This window comes from Vibrio sp. 1402 (assembly GCF_033340275.1).
In genome coordinates this window covers 384403-404373 of the sequence record NZ_JAWOWE010000005.1, presented here as the reverse complement: position 1 = coordinate 404373, position 19971 = coordinate 384403, and the positions used below count along the sequence as shown (strand labels likewise).

The 19971-nt window shown below is 45.2% G+C and carries 13 protein-coding genes; 5 read left to right on the top strand and 8 right to left on the bottom strand.

Going from position 1 to position 19971, the window contains the following annotated elements:
• Nucleotides 1–77: 77 nt before the first annotated feature.
• The 7 genes from R7044_RS12810 to R7044_RS12780 form a co-directional block, all read right to left on the bottom strand.
• Nucleotides 78–671, bottom strand: a complete 594-nt coding sequence (locus R7044_RS12810; protein ID WP_033906604.1) for a mechanosensitive ion channel family protein — start codon at nt 669–671, stop codon at nt 78–80.
• 493 nt (nt 672–1164) lie between these two features.
• The gene (locus R7044_RS12805) at nt 1165–3279 is read right to left on the bottom strand and encodes a type I secretion system permease/ATPase (protein WP_005374556.1); all 2115 of its coding nucleotides are present in this window, start codon (nt 3277–3279) and stop codon (nt 1165–1167) included.
• Between the two features lie 15 nt (nt 3280–3294).
• On the bottom strand, nt 3295–5208 hold the full coding sequence (locus tag R7044_RS12800) for an EAL domain-containing protein (RefSeq protein WP_005383568.1): 1914 nt from the start codon (nt 5206–5208) through the stop codon (nt 3295–3297).
• A 5-nt stretch (nt 5209–5213) separates the two neighbouring features.
• Nucleotides 5214–5897: a transglutaminase-like cysteine peptidase gene (locus R7044_RS12795; protein WP_005374561.1), complete on the bottom strand. Its 684-nt coding sequence runs from the start codon at nt 5895–5897 to the stop codon at nt 5214–5216.
• A gap of 114 nt (nt 5898–6011) precedes the next feature.
• Nucleotides 6012–7403: an HlyD family type I secretion periplasmic adaptor subunit gene (locus R7044_RS12790; protein WP_005374562.1), complete on the bottom strand. Its 1392-nt coding sequence runs from the start codon at nt 7401–7403 to the stop codon at nt 6012–6014.
• 173 nt (nt 7404–7576) lie between these two features.
• Entirely contained in the window at nt 7577–8800 is a 1224-nt protein-coding gene (locus R7044_RS12785; RefSeq protein WP_005383565.1) for a sigma-54-dependent transcriptional regulator, read from the bottom strand.
• Nucleotides 8793–10667: a sensor histidine kinase gene (locus R7044_RS12780; protein WP_017634535.1), complete on the bottom strand. Its 1875-nt coding sequence runs from the start codon at nt 10665–10667 to the stop codon at nt 8793–8795. Before R7044_RS12780 ends, R7044_RS12785 begins: the two co-directional genes overlap by 8 nt.
• Nucleotides 10668–10782: 115 nt before the next feature.
• On the opposite strand from R7044_RS12780, the gene pdxH reads away from it, so the two are divergent.
• A complete protein-coding gene (gene pdxH / locus R7044_RS12775; RefSeq protein ID WP_005374570.1) occupies nt 10783–11418 on the top strand; it encodes a pyridoxamine 5'-phosphate oxidase in 636 nt (211 codons plus the stop codon).
• Nucleotides 11419–11491: 73 nt separating this feature from the next.
• On the opposite strand, the gene R7044_RS12770 is transcribed toward pdxH, so the two are convergent.
• Nucleotides 11492–12211, bottom strand: coding sequence for a PAS domain-containing protein (locus R7044_RS12770; protein ID WP_017820063.1), 720 nt, complete (start codon nt 12209–12211; stop codon nt 11492–11494).
• A gap of 972 nt (nt 12212–13183) precedes the next feature.
• Between R7044_RS12770 and R7044_RS12765 the strand changes: the two genes are divergently transcribed.
• The 4 genes from R7044_RS12765 to putP all read left to right on the top strand — a co-directional run bounded on the left by R7044_RS12765 (nt 13184) and on the right by putP (nt 19883).
• Nucleotides 13184–13996, top strand: coding sequence for an AraC family transcriptional regulator (locus R7044_RS12765; RefSeq protein WP_017820064.1), 813 nt, complete (start codon nt 13184–13186; stop codon nt 13994–13996).
• 406 nt (nt 13997–14402) lie between these two features.
• Nucleotides 14403–17534 (top strand): bifunctional proline dehydrogenase/L-glutamate gamma-semialdehyde dehydrogenase PutA, encoded by a 3132-nt coding sequence (gene putA, locus R7044_RS12760; RefSeq protein WP_170897392.1) that lies wholly within the window; start codon nt 14403–14405, stop codon nt 17532–17534.
• A gap of 11 nt (nt 17535–17545) precedes the next feature.
• Complete coding sequence (locus R7044_RS12755) at nt 17546–18253, top strand: 1-pyrroline-5-carboxylate dehydrogenase (protein ID WP_225455617.1); 708 nt, start codon at nt 17546–17548, stop codon at nt 18251–18253.
• A gap of 136 nt (nt 18254–18389) precedes the next feature.
• The gene (gene putP, locus R7044_RS12750; RefSeq protein WP_005374582.1) at nt 18390–19883 is read left to right on the top strand and encodes a sodium/proline symporter PutP; all 1494 of its coding nucleotides are present in this window, start codon (nt 18390–18392) and stop codon (nt 19881–19883) included.
• Nucleotides 19884–19971: the final 88 nt, after the last annotated feature.

Sequence of the window (19971 nt, the reverse complement as noted above, 5' to 3'; positions counted from 1 at the left end):
CTTTAAAATACAAAACGCCCGATGAAGTACATCGAGCGTTTTAGTTAAAAAGTGTCAACCCATATCAGGACGGGTCATTATTTCTTTCTGCGAGTATAAATTCGAGATTTGGCTTTACTTGGCTCTGGCTTGTTTTTCGCCAGCTTTAGTACCGCTTTTTGCAAAATCTGGTTGTTTGGGTAAGTGATCAAGTTTCCGTTGTCGTGCTTAATTAACACGTGAAACATACTGATTTCTTGAATCTCACCGCAGATGTCTTCATCTTTGTCTACGACTTTAATTCGGTCACCCACTCGGTACGGGAAGACAAAAAAGATCAAAAAGCTGGCAGTGATGTTGCTCAGAATTGACCACTGCGCAATAAACGCCACACCTAATACGGCAAAAATGGACGATAGGAACAAAGACACATCGCCATAGCCAATACCTGTGATAATGGCAAAAATAGAGGCGGTCAAAAATAGCAGCGCGACATTGAAACAGCGCTGAATAAAACTCAAACGAGCCTTTTTTACACCTTTCGCTGTTGCCAAATTTAGGATGGCTCTATTTACAATCCTCTTCAGGATGCGATACGCGATCAGGACAAAAATGCCCATCAATAGTTTGTAACCGAGGGAGCCCGTAGTGAAATACTGGCTCACTTGCTCTAATTGGATCCAATCATTCATTTCTTCATCTCGACGATATCTAGAAAGCGGCTTTTATAGCTGATTTTTTGCTGTAAGTAATCACAATTTTTCTTTACACCATTTGTCTCTGTGTTGAGGTTCCACAGAGTGCTATATAAGTTAATCAAAGACTTAGTGAGTATTACAAACTCTTTGGCTTTATTACTTATATTCAACCAAAGCTGACGTGATTTTGAAAAGAGCAATCTTTGAGCTGTATCCCATATCCGACATTCTATGACGCTAGTTCCTTATAAACGAGCTGAATATGACTTTTGTCCTGATAACCTAAGGTGTATTAATTGAAATAGCTTTTAGGGCGTTGAAAAATGGAAGAAGATGAAAAGGCGATTATGATTTTATTCGTGATTGTTGGCCTTGTACTCGTTTGGGTCGCGCTTGAAGAACTTAATTATCTCGGGCTCCCAATAAAATAAGCCCCGTTAAACACAAGTTAAACGGGGCCCTTGTTTTTTATCAATGTGAATTCAGGCTAGCTAACCGCACGCACTTTGCCTTGTTTCAAATCGTTCAGCACTTGCGCTTTAGGGCCATCTGCGATGATGCTGCCTTTCTCCATCACAATTACGCGATCAACGATGTCGAGCATAGACGTTTTATGCGTAATCAGAATCAGCGTTTCACTAGGTTTCAACTGTGCTAATTGATGTTTAATGTGCATCTCTGAGCGATTATCCATCGCACTGGTTGGTTCATCCATGAGTAGAACAGGAGGACGACCCAAAAATGCACGAGCGATCGTGACTGCTTGACGTTGACCACCCGAAAGCATTGCACCGCCTTCACCAACTTGGCGTTCTAAGCCCGCTGGGTCAGATTGCGTAAACGCAGTAACACCGGCACGATTCGCTGCGTCTAGTACGTCACGGTCATCGGTTAATGGGCGACCTAGCGTAATGTTGTCGCGGATAGAACCAAAGAACAGATTCGAATCTTGCGGCACACAACCAATATTACGGCGAATGTCGACATGATGCAGTTGTGCGATGTCGGTATCATCAATGCGAACATGACCTTCCGTCGGCTGATACAAGCCCATGATGAGACGCTCTAACGTGGTTTTACCCGAACCGATACGGCCTATGATCGCTACTTTTTCGCCTGGGTTAATGGTCAAGCTCAAATCTCGAATCGACGCCACCGGTGAATCTGGGTAGTGGAAGGTCACGCGTTCAAGTTCAATTTTGCCTTGTACTATTGGACGGTGAATGTAACGTTTACCTTCTTCTTGTTCATCCGGCATTTCCATGACTTGATTGATAATTGTCATAGAAGACTTCGCTTGGTTGTAGCGCGTAGAGAGTAAGGATAACTGAACCAAAGGACCAATCGCGCGGCCGCTAAGCATGGTTGCGGCAATCAAACCACCCATGGTTAAGTCGCCCTCTGCAATCAAGTAAACGCCTAGGATGATCATCCCTACGTTACTACTTTGCTGCACAAAACCTGCTGCGTTTTGAATGCTATCCGTAATTCGGCGGCTTTTTATATTCCAGTTCGCCATGTGCGCAACTGCCTCTTCCCAGCGGTATTGGAATTGGCTTTGCGCACTGAGCATTTTTACGGTTTCTAACCCAGCCAAGCTCTCTATCAAATTGGCATATTTTTGCGATGCTAGGCGTGAACCCTCCTCAATGGAGCGGCGCAGCGGCCCTTGTATCAGTAGCGAGTGAATAATCAAAATGACCACGCCCACCATCGGTACATACACAAGATCGCCAGCCATTAGCCATATAATCACTAAGAACAAAATGGCAAAAGGCAAATCAATGAGAGCACTGACGGTCGCTGAAGTAAAAAACTCTCGAATAGATTCGAATTCTTGTAAATGGCGAGCGAAGGCACCGACCGAAGGCGGCTTCGATTCCATTCTAATCCCCATCACTTTGCTGAACAGTTTGGATGAAATCAGAATGTCAGACTTCTTGCCCGCCACATCAATGAAGTAATTTCTCAGCGACTTGAGAATGAAGTCGAACAGGAACACGACAAAGATGCCGCTTGCTAGTACCCATAGGGTTTCAAACGCAAGATTCGGAACCACTTTGTCGTACACCAAGCGAGTGAATAGCGGAGCGGCAACCGCAAAGAGGTTGATGAGAAGTGATGCGATTAAAACATCACGGTAGATGCGTTTTGACTGCCACAAGGTTGACCAGAACCAGTGGCCTTCGTTGGTTTTGAGCACTTCGGGAGAACGCTCATCGAAACGGAATTGCTTTTTAACTAAAAAGTACCGACCAGTGTATTGCTCAAGTAGGTCTTCTAATGGAATAGAGATCGGCACCATTCCACTTTCTAGGGTGGTGACTTCGGCCTCGCGTTTCTCCATATTGATGCTGTTGAGAACGCAAGAGTCACCGCCTTTAAGAACTAAGATTGCCGGCAGAATTAGGCTAGAGATGCTCTCCAGCTCTGCGCGGTTTTCCTTGGCAACCAATCCGGCCCTTTCCGCTGCTCTTGGTAGCAAAAATGGGGTCAGTTTACCGTCAGATAGCGGTAGTCCGTTGACTAGCGCTTCTGGCGAGTTAGCTAACCCATAGTAACGGCTAACGTAGATGAGCGAATTCAGTAAAGGGTCTTTCATCGTTGATAAACCTTTTTATTCCTTGTCGACGATGAATCCTTGGAATACCTCAACAAAATGTTCAGTGAGGAAGTCCAACTGGATTTGAGTTTCGATACGCGATGCGATAGTCGTAATACCAAGGTTGTGGGCAGTACGAGAGATCGACGTTAGCGTGAATTTCTGTTTTTCGTCGTGCAAGTTGTGTGTGAATAGGTAATCGAGCTTCACATAGTTCGGGCGGAACTCTTGGATGTATTCCAAAGATTGGAAGTTACGTCCGTAGTTATCTACGCCGAACTCAGCACCTGATTGGCGAATGGCATTACATAACAGTGCTGTGTGGTGAGGCTGATCGATAAAGCATTCCTCTGGAATTTCAAAGTGTAGCTTAGAGGCCACTTTGGCGTGTTTTTCCAGCATGCTAGTTGTCCAGCGAATAAACGATGGTTGAGACAAGCTGCTTTGCGCGATGTTAATCGCGACTGGGTCATTAAGTTCACCACTTTCTAGCATCTTAATCATTGATTCAATGACATACTGGTCAAAGATGTTGGTGGCGTCTAACTGTTCTAGTGCGAATAGGTATTGATTCGCACGATACGTTTCACCATCTTTTTCGATGCTTGAAAATACTTCGTTGTGGAATACTTTACCCCATGTGTTTTTCGCAGCTTGGAAACGGAATTTAACCCAATCACTATGAATGGCTTCTTCAACCAACGCTTTCCATTGCTGTTTACCCATCAAACTAGAAGGTGTATCACTGCCAATGAAGCCGTATGGCTTGTCTGGTTGCGCTTTGGCTTTCGATAGTGCGTTGTCCACCATCGAGAGGATTTCAGAGCGCGTTTTCTGATCTTTGCTGTGTGCAACCCCTAGTGACGCTTTAGGTTTTGCTAAGCCTGTTGGGTCAGTATTTAGGCCGTTCACACAATTGACGATGCTGTCCGATAAAATGCGTAACTCGCTCTCATCCATATGAGGGAAAAGCAAGCCGAACTCATCACTAGACAAGCGAGCAATAGTGGCACCCGGTACATCAATGGTGTTTTTCAAACGTTGAGACAGTTCTTTAACGTGGGCATCTGCGCGTTGGTAATCTTTGGTCTCGTAAATGTCCCCAATGTATTCAGCATGGAGTAGCGCGATACCCCCTTGCGTTTGCTCTGCAAGCCATTGGTCGATTTGGTTGATGTAGAATGAGCGGTTACCCAATTTAGATATAGGATCGAGGTAAGCCTGAGCACGCAGACGTTGCGCCTCTTTGGCTTGCTCTTTGAATGATAGCTCGATTTGAGCAGACATCATGTTAATGCCATCTACCACCGCGATAAGATCTTTGGTTCTTGGACGAGCAAGCGGTTCACCAAATTGGTTATTCGCGATTTCATGCATTTTATTTACGATGGCCGTTAATGGTTTTAGCGAGCGACGTAGGATGTATGAAATTGCCACTAAACCAGCTAGAAAAATAACACTGAATACAGACAGCAAGCCAATAAAACCTTGCCAGAGCTGCTCGTAAGCTGCGCCTGGGTGGCTAATGATTTCTACTTCGGCGAGCTGCATCCAACCACTGGTCACAACACGCTTATCGTGAATCGCTTTAAATAGATTCATGTCGATAAACCATTGTGGCACCGTACTTGGTTTAACTGGGTAAGTACGCACGATCTGGTAGTCAGAATCTAATGCTGTAAGACGAACAACGGAGTAGGTGCTGCCGTCAAACAGAGCATTAATCACGGACTCAACCGCGACTTTATCTTTGTCCTTTAGGTAAGGAGCCAGTGCCAAACCTACGGTGTTAATAGTGTTGTTGACCTCTGAACGTTGCTGTTGCTCCAAGCTGTCTCGAGTCGTGTTGAATTGGATTACGAATACTGATGCCAACAAGAGTATAAAGACCGTAACCATCCCCACCACAAGCTTCTTATATAGGGTCATGTTTCTCACTCGTCATAGTTAATTTTAGGTTTATTTAACTGCAACTTACGTTCGCGCGAGCGTAAGTCATTCCAAAGGCTCAACCGTGATGCTTTCCCTGCCAGCTCTCCAGTGCTAGCAGATGACTTCATCAACCACAGGTTTGTACCATTAAAACTGTATATCGGTAGCAAGTCGCTACGCTTAGAGGCTCGGACAATGTCAGGATTGATATTATCGAGAATGAGCGGCTCAGAACTTGGGGTAGGGTAGTAAGCTAATACCATGTGAAACTGATTCAGTTCGATGGCTTTTACGTATATTAACCGCATCTTTGAATCTGGTATTCCTAGCTCGAGTAAAGAGAAGTACTTAGCAATAGTGAAATCTTCACAGTCTCCTGCGTTACTCCCTAAAAATTCGAGTGGCGTAGCCCAATAATCTGTCTTTCCCCACAGTTTTATGTCGTCAACGAAATACAGCTGATTAAAAAAGTCGTTAACGCCAGCGAGCTGTTCATGAGTCTCTAATTGTTTAAATAAGTCGAGGTTCTTTCGCCATGTATTTACGCGCAATCCCGCACGTTCGCCGTACACCGCTGTGACCGTATTGACCCATCGTTGTTCTTTACTGTTCAGCGCACCAAGTTGGAACGACAAACAACTTAAGCTGATTAATAATGTAACTTTACGCTGCAAATTGGATCGCATATTCGACTCGTATCACAAGTATACTCTTCTAGAGAGTTCGTCAGTGAGAAATAAGTGCTTTTTATTTAATCACTTATCGCTCAATACTCCCTATCGCGAGTATCTTAATGTGGTTTACTCCTTCAAGGCGTTCGTTTTGGCACTTAAAATCGGTTTAAGTAGATATTCCAAAACGGTTCGCTTCCCTGTGATGATATCGACCGATGCTGTCATTCCTGGAATGATTGGTAAATCTGCATCTTGACCAAAGTTTGTTTTTTCGGTGCGTACACGAACAATGTAGAAGCTGTTGCCTTCTTCATCTTGAGTGGTATCCGCGCTGATATGTTCCAACTCTCCCTCTAAACCGCCGTACTTTGTGAAGTCGTAAGCTGTAAATTTCACGATAGCATGAAGATCTGGGCGTAAAAATGCGATGTCTTTTGGCGCAATTTTCGCCTCTACCAATAGTGTGTCTTCTGTTGGTACGATCTCGACGATATCCATACCAGGTTGGATAACACCACCGACAGTATTGATGTTCAGTGTTTTGATTTTGCCTGTTACTGGCGAATTCACAACCGTTCGGTTTACTCTATCTTCCAAGCCCACCGCTGATTCAACCAAGGCAGATAACTGGTCTTGGGCGCTGTTGAGTTTCTCTTGCTGTTCAGAGCGGAATTTGAGTGCAACATCAATACGGTTGAGCATGGATTCTCGAATTGCTGATTGCAATACGGGAATTTTGAGCTCACTGGACGTCATTTCACGACGGGTATCGTTGACTTGGCGCTGTAATTTGAGCAGTTCAATACGAGGAACAACGCCTTCGTCTGCCAAAGGTTTGGTGATATCGAGTTCTTTTTTCGCGTATTGGTAGCTTTGACGCAAGTTCCTTACTCGCGCTTGGATCTCTACCAAGTCCTGCTGCTTTTGCTGCACTTGTTGGTCAATAACAGAAAGTTGGTTGCGCAAATTATCTAGATCTTCGCGATATTCTGCTTTTTGACGCTGTGTGAGTTGAGGTCGAGTCTCTTCCAAGGTTGGTGGGAAGGTCAGTTTACCGTAATCAAGTAGTACACTTTGACGCCAGTTTTCCGTTTCAAAATCACGATTAACGGCAACACTGTTAATAGAAGCGGATAGTTGCAGCACAGATGCGGTAAGGTTGGCAACTTGTTGCTCACGTTCACGAAAATCTGAGCGAAAGCGGGTGTCATCAATAAGCAGTAACTGTTGGCCTTTTTCAACCAACTGACCTTCTTTGACCAAGATTTCTTTGACTAAGCCACCTTCTAAGTTTTGGACTACTTGTATCTGTGAGGAGGGAATCACTTTGCCTTGACCAACCGTGACTTTGTCGATTTCAGCCCAAGATGCCCAACCTATTGCTGCAATGAAAAATAGCACCATAACCCAGAGCATAAAACGCGCGCTGTTGGGGGTATTGAGGAGCAATGCTGCAGTTTTGTCATCAACAAAATCCAACTCTTCATCGTTGAGTTTGTTGTAGTTATCTCGGCTCATCACAGTCCCTGCTTATATAATTACGGATTATCTTTTTGATCTTATTATTATTAACCGATCATGTCAGCATGCTCGGCTAATAAAATATGAGAAGAGGGTTATTCTCTCTTCAAATGAGCTTTCTTACACTTTCTAAATCAAACAAAAGCATAATTAGCGCCGGAGTATAGCTATTACGCCTTGAACTTGGCTTTATCCAACTGATGTTTTTTTAGTTTGTCGTACAAGGTTTTGCGTGATACCTGTAATTCTAGTTGAACCTCTTTGAGTCTGCCGCGATGTCTTTGCAATGCATCGAATAACAAGCAATATTCAAAGTATTCTGTGCGCTGAGTCATACTCTGAATTTCAAGACTTTTCTCACTGTTCCAATCTTCCATTCTAAAAGTATCTGGCTTGAGGGCACGAAGTTCAGCAAATTGGCGTAGCTGCTTAACGTTTTCTGGCCATTCGAGACTGGTGAGGTGTTTGACCTCTTCTAGGCTGATATGTGGCGGCTGTAACTGATATCGACTCGCTGTGTGGCGCACAAAATGCTTGTATAAAGGCCCTATATCTTCCTTTCTTTCATCGAGCGTCGGTAAGTGAATTAGAGTCGCCAGGGATTTTAGAGGTGGCTCGGCTTGGGTGGTCGCGCCAAAAACACGTTCAAGTTTTGGGTGCTTGAACAAGTATTCCCATTGCTCAAATGATACATGCTCTGCGCTATGTAAGTACAAACTGCAGTGGCGTTTTCCTTCACTTAAGCGGTGTATGGCTTTGTCGAGCGCTTCTAATGAAAGCTCATAGAGGTCTTCACCAGAAGCGGCGATTAGCTCACTATCTGGTGTTGCATGTATGTCGTGGGCAAATTGTGCAGCGAGTCGCCGACCCGTACCATCTTGACCTACAAAAATGAGCGGCTGGCTTGTAGGCGCACTGATCAAGGCGCGACGAATGCTCACCATGGCCTTACTGTGACCAATCATTTTCGGACCAACATGAGTTTGCATGTCGAGCTCTTTCTTAAGCCAGATGTTTTCTTGCAACAAGTTCAGTTTATCGCTGGCATTGTTGAGCGATTTCATGAGCTGTTCCGTTGAAAACGGTTTTTCTAGAAAGTCGTACGCGCCGCTTTTCATCGCATCTACCGCGGTTTTCACATCTCCATGTCCAGTAAGTACGATGAATTGAAAGTGATCGTTTTTGCTTCGCAAAGTTCGCATAAACTCCAAGCCATCCATCACGGGCATATGGATATCGGTAATGATAATCGCAGGTGTATTTGAGTCGATTACGCGTAAGGCTTCTACTGCGTTTGGTAAGCAGGTGACGTCTATCCCTTCAATCAGCAGGGCTTGAGACACGGCATCACGAATGTGTGGTTCGTCATCAACAAAGAAAACTGGGTTATTCATGGTCGTTTTCCACTTCTGGGGTACGTTTATTCTGATTGACTATTGGTAGCGTCACGATAAAGGTCATCCCTCCTGCTTGTTGTTCTGTGTTCTGATGTTTATAGGCACAGAGGGAGCCGTGATAGCTCTCTATAATCCGCTTGGAGATTGTTAAACCTAATCCAAGACCCTCCGGCTTAGTCGTAAAAAATGGGTCGAACACTTTTGCTAGGGCTTCGTCTGACATCCCTGGCCCGTTATCGGAAACAAGAATGTCGCAACTGTCATCATGACACTGAACAGCAATGGATATTTGCGGATCGATACAGTGGTTTTCCATCGCTTGTGCCGCGTTGTGGAAGAGATTGATCAGCACTTGTTCTAATTCAACGCTGTGAATGGCCAGCTTCACATCATAGTCGATGGCCGGAACTTTTAGTGTTACTCCTTGCTTAATAAGCTTGTTGCTCAAAATGCTGGTGGCAGTATGTACCGCGTCGTGCAGTACTGAGATTTCATTGTGTGAATCGTGCGTGGCTTTCCGAGTAAAGACTTTTAAGCGGGCAATGACTTCCGAAATGGTGTCATTGAGTGTCAGCATTTTGCCCAAATTGTCAGCGACCATTGGGTATTTTTCCATTGCCAACAAACGCTGCGAGTTTTCGGTATAGGTTCTTAGTGCGGAGAGTGGCTGATTTATCTCATGATTAATACTGGCTGATAGCTCGCCCAACAGTGCCAATTTCGCGGCTTGCGTCAGTTCTTGTTGTGTTTGTTTAAGCTCTTGTTGGCTTTGCTCATATTGGCGGATGGTCTGTTGTAGTTTTTGGTTGGCTTCACTCAGAACTAGTGTCCGTTGCACTACTTTTTCTTCTAGGCTCACATTGAGATGGGCAAGGCGTGCTTTGTTAACTAGGGTTTGGAACCACGCTAACGCAATTAGAGCAATGAGCGCATATAAGATCAGGAAGACGATATCGGCCTGTAAAACGGCGGCAAGAACGCTGTTGTGGTTAATTAAGGCAACGACGCGAAACCCTTTATCCAATAAATGTGTTGCGTATGCGAGGTAATTCGGTGATAGAAGCAATTGATTGTCATCAAACTCCGTGACACCACTGTGTGCCGTTAACTCACCAAAATATTCGGGTAAGGTATCGCCATATTGACGCGTTTCGGTAAGTTCATTTATTGCACTCGATGACAGTGGGAAAAGTGCACGATAGCGCCAGTCTGGTAAATTGCTCATAAACACGACATTGTGTTTATCTGTAATGAGTACGTCAGTCGTGGTTTGCGAAAGGCGCTGTTCTAATTGCTCCAAATTCACTTTTACTGTGATCACGCCAACGACTTCCTCATTTACCCACAGCGGAGACGAGAAGAAGTACCCACGTTTATTCGAGCGCACGCCTAATCCAACGTATTGAGCGGGCTCACCGCGTCGCGCATTTTTAAAATAGGGGCGATAGCTAAAACTAGAGCCAACAAACGTATCTTCTTGCTGAAAGTTACTTGAGGCAATGACTAACCCGGTGCGGTCATGAACGTAAATAGTATCGGCCAAACTTTGCTTCAACCAATCTGATAACAGTAGGTTGAGCTCTTGAGAGGGCGTTCCGCGCTCTACTGCTTTGAGTAGTCTTGGGTCGTGACTTAATAGGTTTGGTATCTGTTCAAACTTTGCCAGTTCGTAGTCCACTTCTTGTGACACTTGCGCGGCTTGTCTCTCTAGCTTTTGTTGCCATTGATCATGTTGGTATTGAGTTGCGTAATGATGAGTAAGCGCAAGCCCTGAAATGCCGACGGCACACAGTAGCAGTAAAAAATGACGTAGGGCTTTGGGGTTGAGTAAGTTCACGATCGGCTCACTGGTTTTTTGTGTCATGGTATCAAATGACGCACTGTGATGCTGTGAGCGGCAACGATAACAAGCACAATGATGTCCTTGTATTTCCTCAGTATCGGGAGCACAATCGACAAAAACGAGTGAAGGAGTAAAGATGGAACTTGCTGATATTCGTCGTGAGTACACCAAAGGTGGGCTGCGTCGTAAAGATTTGAAAGCTGATCCTATTGATCAATTTAATCTGTGGCTAGAGCAAGCAGTTGAAGCGGGTTTAACGGACCCGACTGCGATGACAGTTGCAACGGTTGATGAAAATGGCATGCCGTTTCAACGCATTGTTCTATTGAAAAACGTCGACAAAGATGGTTTTGTGTTTTACACCAACCTAGGCAGTCGCAAGGCCCAGCAGCTAGAGCATAACAGCAATATTAGTTTGCACTTCCCTTGGCATCCGTTAGAGCGCCAAGTTCATATTACTGGTGTGGCTGAAAAGCTTACCGCCGTAGAGAATATGAAATACTTTACTTCTCGTCCTAAAGAGAGCCAGTTGGCCGCAATCGCGAGCAAACAAAGTAGCCGTATTTCTGCCAGAGGTGTGTTGGAAGGTAAGTTTTTAGAGCTAAAACAGAAGTTTGCTAAGGGTGAAATACCAGTACCAACCTTTTGGGGTGGCTTTCGCGTAAAACCAAAGAGCATCGAATTTTGGCAAGGTGGCGAACATCGCCTTCACGATCGTTTTCTTTTCTCCCAACATGATGGAAGTTGGGACATTGATCGTCTAGCGCCATAGGCTTATGGTCCCTCATGAATAAACAAACACCGCCGAATTGGGGCGGTGTTTTTGTAGGTAGAAGCGATGCGAATTATCGCTCTCCATTCAACACAACCGATAATTGATGCTTAAGCAGCGTTTTGGGTACAACAGAGCCGTAGCCTGCTTCCATTGCTTTATCTATTAGCTCGTTCTTGCTGTTCGCTGCAAACTTATTACGTAAGCGTGCGACGTGACCTTCAACGGTTTTTGTTGATATGCCCATGACCTGAGAGATAAATTGAGGCTTTTTGCCATAGAGCAAGAGGAAAAGCGTTTCTTGCTCGCGGCATGTGAGCTTCTCTGGTTTTGGTTGTAAGTCAGAAAAACGAAAGATGGATTGTTGATTTGGGTTGGTACTGATTGCACGACAAACCCAATACCCGACTTCAATCACGGCGGTGTCGGTGAGTTCCCTTCCGTAGAAAATGGTGCCTACGATGTCGCCTTTGTCATCTCGCCACGGTGTTTTAGTAAATATATGTGCTCGCCAGCGGCCATCTGGATAAGGGTGGATATCCAGAATTTTTAGTGACTCGCCAGTTTCGAGAACGTGTTTATCTTGGCGTTGAAATTCTTGCGCGCATTCAGTGGTTGGGCTGGCCATATCAAAATCAGTTTTACCCAAGCACTCCTCGGGCGACGTGTGCCCTAACAGTTCTGCGTATTCCTGGTTTACGTATAGGAATACCGAATCTTTATCTTTGCATCCCCAACAACCTGGTAGCTGTTTAAGGAGGGATTGTTCTATGGTATCGACTGAAATATTCACAAAAGGACTCACTACATACTGCTTTTACCAATACAGAGACGTCCGTGTTACATGGCTCGTATTGATGTTGCCAAGTAGGCAGTTACGTTGCTAGAACACGTTCGTTGATTGGCGCTCAATCCAATTAAATTCATGGTGTTCGATGTTTTCGTCAGGTAGTCATAGACAACGACGAAATGGAACGAAGAGTTTAATTGGGAAAATGGTCTGTTTCATTACAGATATGTGCGCTCACGGATGTCCGCCTAATGTTCGGCTTACAACTCGTATCGTCCTTGATCATGCTTCCTACAACTCAGTTGTAATGTGTTTGACTTTCATATCACTTGTGAGCGAAAGAGCAGCACCTAAGCATATGAGAGGGACAGTGAGACAAAAGCTATGATATCAGCTTATGCCATTGTTTTCATTGTTGAGAAGCGAAAAAAAAGCCAGCCTGAAGACGGGCTGGCAACACAAGATATAATCTTGTCGACGTGTAGAAGAGGTTCTAAATTACCTAGCGAGGGTCTGCTAAGTAAGTTAGAGGTATCAATGAGATACCGAGAGCTTTAGATCGTATGCATCTTAAAGCTCGATAACTAATGTATTGAATCAGAGGCATATTAGTAAGGGGGGAAATCCCTCTATGTTGAGCTTAAGAGTGGGTTTCGATCCGTTTCAGGGGCGACTTATCTAATATGGAGCACGGTGTTTTACAAAATAACAGATTGTTCGGTAATAAGGATCTTTACATTGATTGATTATGTATACGTAAGGTGTTGCCTATATATCCGTTTTTGTTAATAAAATTGGTTGCTCACTGACCGTAAATTAACCTCGCATGATCATCGTTCCGGAACTATGATCATGTAAATGAACTTGATCATGCTGGTTTGATCTTGTCGATTGAGTTGGGTAAAAGTTGCAACCCAACAAAGAAGGTATATGATGCGAAGACGTAAGCTGACCGTGTAAAGACGACTGTTTAAAATGAGTGATTCAGATAACCAAAAAATCCTTTCATATCAAGAGATTATACTGCCAAAGCCGGCGGAGCTGATCACACTTCCGTCTTATATGGATTGCCACGATCATTCTTATACGCAGATCGTGATTGGTTTAAAAGGGCAAGCCGAATTTGAAGTGCGCGGGCGAGGTAATCTTGTCGGCCCTGGTCAAGGTTGTGTGGTTACCGCATGCTCTGATCATGCTTTCGGTGGCGTCATCAATCAATCGGATATTTTGGTGCTGAATATGCCCAAACCGACAAATGATGATCCTGAAATGCTTCAAAAAATCAATAACCTGGAGAGAGACCATGTCTACTTCCAGTTAGATAGTCAAATTCAGAAGCTGATACAGATGTTGGTTCAGGAAATGCGAAACCATCCGGATGACCTGCTGTTAAGTCGTGCGTGTAACGACACTGTGATTGCGTTAATGCAGCGCCATATCTCGGCATTTGAGACCAGTCGAAAAGAGTCGCGCTTTGATTTGGAGGCGATTGATCGTTACATTGAGCAGCACCTGAGTCATAAGATTAGTGTGGCTCAATTGGCCGGGCGAGTGTTTCTTGGGGAAAGTCAGTTCCATTGCTTGTTTAAAGAGCAGATGGGGATTACACCTCATCAATATGTTCTCGGAAAGCGAATCGACATGGCTCGCGAATTAATCGAGCAAGGTCACCTTTCTTTAGGGCAAATTGCCGAGTTTACTGGCTTCTCAAGCCAGAGTACTTTTACTCATACTTTTACTCGCTTACAGGGAATATCACCTTCCCGTTATAAAAAACAAGTTGGATAACAACGCGTTTTTTTAGGTCAAATAATCATCAATTAGAATAAAGCCATGCACTATGCATGGTTTTTTTATGTTTTATTCACGTGATCTATCTCTCGTTTTTTTAAATTCTCTGTTCTTTGCAGTGGTTGATATGCCACTTGATCCTACATTTTCTCTTAGAACGAGCTCTTCACAAAAATCTTATTGATATTCTTGATATTTTGTTGTGAATGCAATGAAAAAATTAAAATTTACAACACAAAATATTACCTATTTGAATGTGACTATGTGGATGTTTTGTTATAAAAGCGAGTTTTTGGCAAAAATGTCGTAGTTTTTGACAAGTATTCTTATCGGCCTCAAAATACACTGCCAGCCATTGATAATCCTCGAAGCGGTTTTCGAGGAGTGAGATTGAGGAACACACATGTTTACAGCTACGAACGTGTTGACACCGGAATTTATCGGGCAGCCGCTTGATAAGTTGTGGTCACTGATCTCGCCATTATATATGGTGGACGAGTCTCAATGGCTAGAGCAACTATTGCCACTAGCGACGCCGACAGAGGATGAAAAATCGGCGATCACTACCCAAACGACCCACCTTATCGAAGCCATTCGTGCCGATAAGAAGTCAATCCAGATGATTGATGCTTTATTGCTGGAATACAGCTTAGATACTCAAGAAGGTATCTTGCTGATGTGTCTTGCAGAAGCATTAATGCGCATCCCAGATGCCGCGACAGCAGATTCTTTGATTAAAGATAAGTTGAGTGTCGCAGACTGGAAATCTCACCTGAAAAACTCTGACTCTGTGTTTGTTAACGCATCAACATGGGGCCTTATGCTAACAGGTAAAGTGGTTGGTCTTGGTGAGCAAGGCACCCAGAGCCCAGGTCAGGCTGTAAACCGTCTGGTAAATAAATTCTCTGAGCCCGTGATTCGTAAAGCCATGTATCAGGCAATGAAGATCATGGGTCACCAGTTTGTTCGTGGTCGTACGATCGAAGAAGCGCAGAAGAACGGTCGCCCAATGCGCGACAAAGGTTTCACCTACTCGTTTGATATGTTGGGTGAGGCGGCGTTAACTACAGCGGACGCGAACAAGTACTTCAAAGATTACCTAATGGCGATCGAAGCGGTGGGTCGCGAGACTTACGGTAGCGACACTAGTCCAGCGCCTTCGATTTCCATCAAGCTTTCTGCATTACACCCGCGCTACGAAGTCGCAAATGAAGAACGTGTAATGACAGAGTTGTATGACTCACTAATGCAGCTATTGAAACGTGCAATTGAAGTCGACGTTGCAATCACAATCGATGCAGAAGAAGCGGATCGCCTTGAGCTTTCCCTGAAGCTATTTGAGAAAGTGTACCGTAGCGATCTTGTGAAAGGTTGGGGCAAGTTTGGTTTGGTTATTCAAGCCTACTCAAAACGTGCGCTACCAGTCTTGGTGTGGCTAAATGCACTCGCAAAAGAGCAAGGTGACGTTATTCCTCTGCGTTTGGTTAAAGGCGCGTACTGGGACAGCGAAATCAAGTGGTCTCAACAAGCGGGTTATGCAAACTACCCAGTATACACTCGCAAAGAAGCGACGGACGTTGCATACCTAGCTTGTGCTCGTTTCCTACTTAGCGAAGGTGTTCGCGGTAATATCTACCCACAATTTGCAAGCCACAATGCTCACACAGTTACGGCAATTGCTGTCATGGCGGAGCACAAAGAATACGAGTTCCAGCGCCTGCATGGTATGGGTGATTCACTGTATAACCATGTTATGAAAATGTACGGTCAGCCAGTACGTATTTATGCTCCTGTCGGTAGCCATGCTGATCTTCTTCCGTACTTGGTTCGTCGTCTGCTTGAAAATGGTGCGAACAGCTCGTTTGTACACCGTCTAGTTGATGCGCGTTGTCCGATTTATGAGTTGACCCATCACCCTGTGGATGTGTTGACGGGTTTTGACACGCTACACAACGACAAAATTCCATTGCCTGCCGATATTTTCCCTGAGCGTAAGAACTCATATGGCGTCAACATTGACATCGACAGTGAAGCGAAGCCATTTGAAGCGCAGGTAGAAAGCTTCATGGACAATCAGTGGGTTGCAGGCCCGATGATCAATGGTGAGTGTTTTGCCGAAAGCATGATCAAGGAAAATGCGGCTGAGATCATCACCGCACCGTACGATCGCCGAATTGAAGTCGGCAAAGTGGCATTTGCAACACTTGATCATGTTTCCGCTGCAATTGATGCGGCGCAAACTGCTTTCTCTGATTGGAAAGGTGTTCCTGTTGAGCAAAAAGCGGCTTGTTTAGAAAAGCTTGCTGACTTAATGGAAGAAAATCTGGCTGAGCTGGTGGCGATTTGTCACAAAGAAGCGGGCAAGACGATTCACGATAGTATTGATGAAGTTCGTGAAGCAGTGGATTTCTGTCGTTATTACGCGAAACAAGCGCAAAACCTACAGCCATTTGAGCTAGAAGGTTTTGACGGTGTGAAACGCATTTCTAGCCGTGAAGGTCTTGGTGTGTTTGTGTGTATCAGCCCTTGGAACTTCCCGTTGGCTATCTTCCTTGGTCAGGTAACGGCAGCACTGATTGCAGGTAACACTGTGGTTGCAAAACCTGCTGAGCAAACAAGCTTAATTGCCGCTCGCGCTATTGAACTAATGCTTGATGCTGGCTTCCCTGCAGGTGTGATTCAGTTACTTACTGGTCGCGGCGCTGAGATTGGTCATGCACTGACTTCTCATGATGCTATTGCTGGTGTGGCATTCACTGGCTCAACGGCAACGGCGCAACGCATTAACGTCACGCTCGCGGAGCGCAGCGCGAAACCGGTTCCGTTTATTGCGGAAACAGGTGGTCAAAACGCAATGATTGTGGACAGTACTGCATTGCCAGAGCAGGTGGTGCGTGATGTGATTCGTTCGGCGTTTGCATCTGCTGGTCAGCGTTGTTCTGCCCTTCGTGTTCTATTTGTACAAGAAGATGTAGCAGACCGTATGATCAACCTGATTCAAGGTGCGATGAATGAACTGCATGTTGGTTTACCTTACCTACACAAAACAGATGTTGGTCCGGTTATCGACAGCAATGCAAAACAAAAACTCCTCGCTCACCTTGAGCAAATGAGCAAAACACAGACTAAAGTCGCTCAGCTACAGCTGGATGAGTCGTGCCAGCATGGTGACTTTGTCTCACCAAGTGCGTTTGAAATCTCGGGCATCGATGTGCTGAAAGAAGAACAATTTGGTCCAATCTTGCACATTGTTCGCTTTAAAGCGTCTGAATTACCGAACGTGGTTGCGCAGATCAACAAAACGGGTTTTGGATTGACGATGGGTATCCATAGCCGTAACGAAACCACGTACCGTTGGATTGAGAAACATGCTCGAGTAGGTAACTGCTACATCAACCGAGACCAAGTTGGCGCTGTGGTTGGTGTACAGCCGTTTGGTGGTCAAGGCTTGTCGGGTACTGGCCCGAAAGCTGGTGGTCCACACTACCTATTCCGCTTTACTCAACATCTTCTTGCTCAAGCAGAAAACGCATAAGGAGTCGCATTATGGTTCATCAGATCACCTATTTTAAAGATGCATTCTCTGCGTGGGAGCAGTGGAATCTGACTGATTTTGATTACAAATGCGAGCATGTTCTGGCATTTAAATCTGCACTAGAAGGGCAGCAGTCTACCGTTGCCAAGGTGGTTTCTTACCACTTGCAACAAGCATCAGCTCTTCTTGCAGAAACTCACCAGTTAGTTGGCCCTACAGGGGAAACTAACGAACTGTATGCCGCAGGACGCGGTGTGGCTTTGGTGATTTGTGAAAACAACATCGAGCCTGCTGATAATGCGTTATACAGTGCTTTTGCGATGATCACCTGTGCCTTAATTGCAGGCAACAGTGTGATCGTTTGCAGTGACAATGCAGAGCTAAACCAATTGGTTAAGCAAGCTGTAGCGTTGGCAAACTTCCCATCTAACTTAGTCCAGGTTGTTGCGTACGATGCGTCTGCCCCGTTGCTTGAGAGCGATGTACGTAGTGTGGGTTATGTTGGGCGTTCACAGATTGAGCATGCGCTCAATCTTCAACTAGCTAAGCGTGACGGTGCAATCGTCGGCTTAGTTTCTGAAACGGATTTAGAGTCACCGAAATTGGCTCATGATCCTCATCTCTCGTTGCGCTTCATTACTGAGCGCACTCGAACGATAAATATTACCGCGGTGGGTGGTAACGCAACTCTACTCGAGTTGGGGAACGAAACTCACTAACCTGACTTGTAATGCCAATCTGGAGTAACTGGACTGAGAGCCGGTCCAGATTGGTTTTTTATACTCTGATGTATTGCTGAGACGGTAAAATATCAGGGCAGGCAAGGAAGGAAATAATTATAACGAGGACTATCTAATGATAGAAAATAGCTTTGCTATCACGTCCACTTTTGTGGCGTATTTACTGATTATGGTTGCTATTGGCGTTTACGCGTATAAGAGGACTTCCAATTCATCTGACTACTTCCTAGGTGGCCGTAGCCTAGGTCCGTGGCCTGCTGCATTATCTGCAGGTGCTTCAGACATGAGTGGTTGGTTGCTGCTAGGCTTGCCTGGCTATGCGTACGCTGCGGGTATCGAGGCCTTCTGGTTAGCCGGCGGTCTACTTCTTGGTACATGGGCAAACTGGCTCATCAGTGCAAAACGCCTCCGTACCTACAGTATCCAAACTGACGCGCTAACGTTGCCAGAGTTCCTGTCACGTCGCTTCAACGATAAGTCGAAACTGATTCAGACAATCTCTGCGTTTTTCATTCTTCTATTTTTCCTTTTCTACACCAGCTCAGGTTTGGTCGCAGGGGGCAAACTGTTTGAGACGGTATTCGGTCTAGATTATACCTACGCTGTTATCATCGGTACGGTGTGTGTCGTTTCTTACACACTATTCGGTGGTTTCCTAGCGGTATCTTGGACTGACTTAGTGCAAGGTCTGCTAATGGCGGCTGCGCTAATGATTGTTCCTATAGCGGTAATGGACGGTGGTTTAGGTCAGCTAAGTTCTGATCTACATGACATCAACCCAGAACTTGCAACGCTATGGAATGACGCGAAAGGCGAACCATTGTCTGCGATTGCCATTATCTCTCTAGCGGCGTGGGGCCTTGGTTACTTTGGTCAGCCACACATCCTAGCGCGTTTTAAAGCGTCTCGTTCAAACAAAGATCTAACGACTGCACGTCGTATCGCAGTGATTTGGACGGCACTATCTATGGTTGGTGCAATGCTTGTTGGTCTTGTTGGTCTGGTTTGGGTTACGGGTCATCCGGGTACTCAACTAGAGGACGGTGAGAAGATCTTCATGCTATTGGTTAACGCAGTATTCCACCCTGTCGTTGCGGGTATGTTGTTAGCAGCAATCCTAGCGGCGGTAATGAGTACCGCTGACTCACAGCTCCTTGTTTCATCTTCAGCGCTTGCAGAAGATTTCTACAAGCAAGTATTCAAGCCAGAAGCGTCTTCTGAAGAAATCGTAATGATTGGTCGTATCGGTGTTATCGTTATTTCGCTTGTTGCGCTATTCCTAGCGATGACGCCTGATAGCTCAGTACTCGGTCTTGTATCTTACGCTTGGGCTGGTTTTGGTGCGGCATTTGGTCCTGCGGTTGTACTTAGCCTTTACTGGAGCGGTATGAACCGTAACGGCGCGTTAGCAGGTATTCTTGTTGGTGGTATCACTATCGTGGTTTGGAAGCAGCTAACTGGCGGTTGGTTTGATGTGTACGAAATCGTACCGGGCATCATCTTCTCTACGCTTGCTATCATTGTGGTAAGTAAAGCAACGGGCGGTGCTGCGCAAGACGTGTTAGACCAACACCAGTCGTTCGAGAAAAAACTGGTTGAACTAGACTAGTAACTTCCCGTATATGAACACAAAGCCCGCTATTTTAGCGGGCTTTGTTTTATCTGAAACTTAATTAACGTTAATGGTGGTAGCTTGA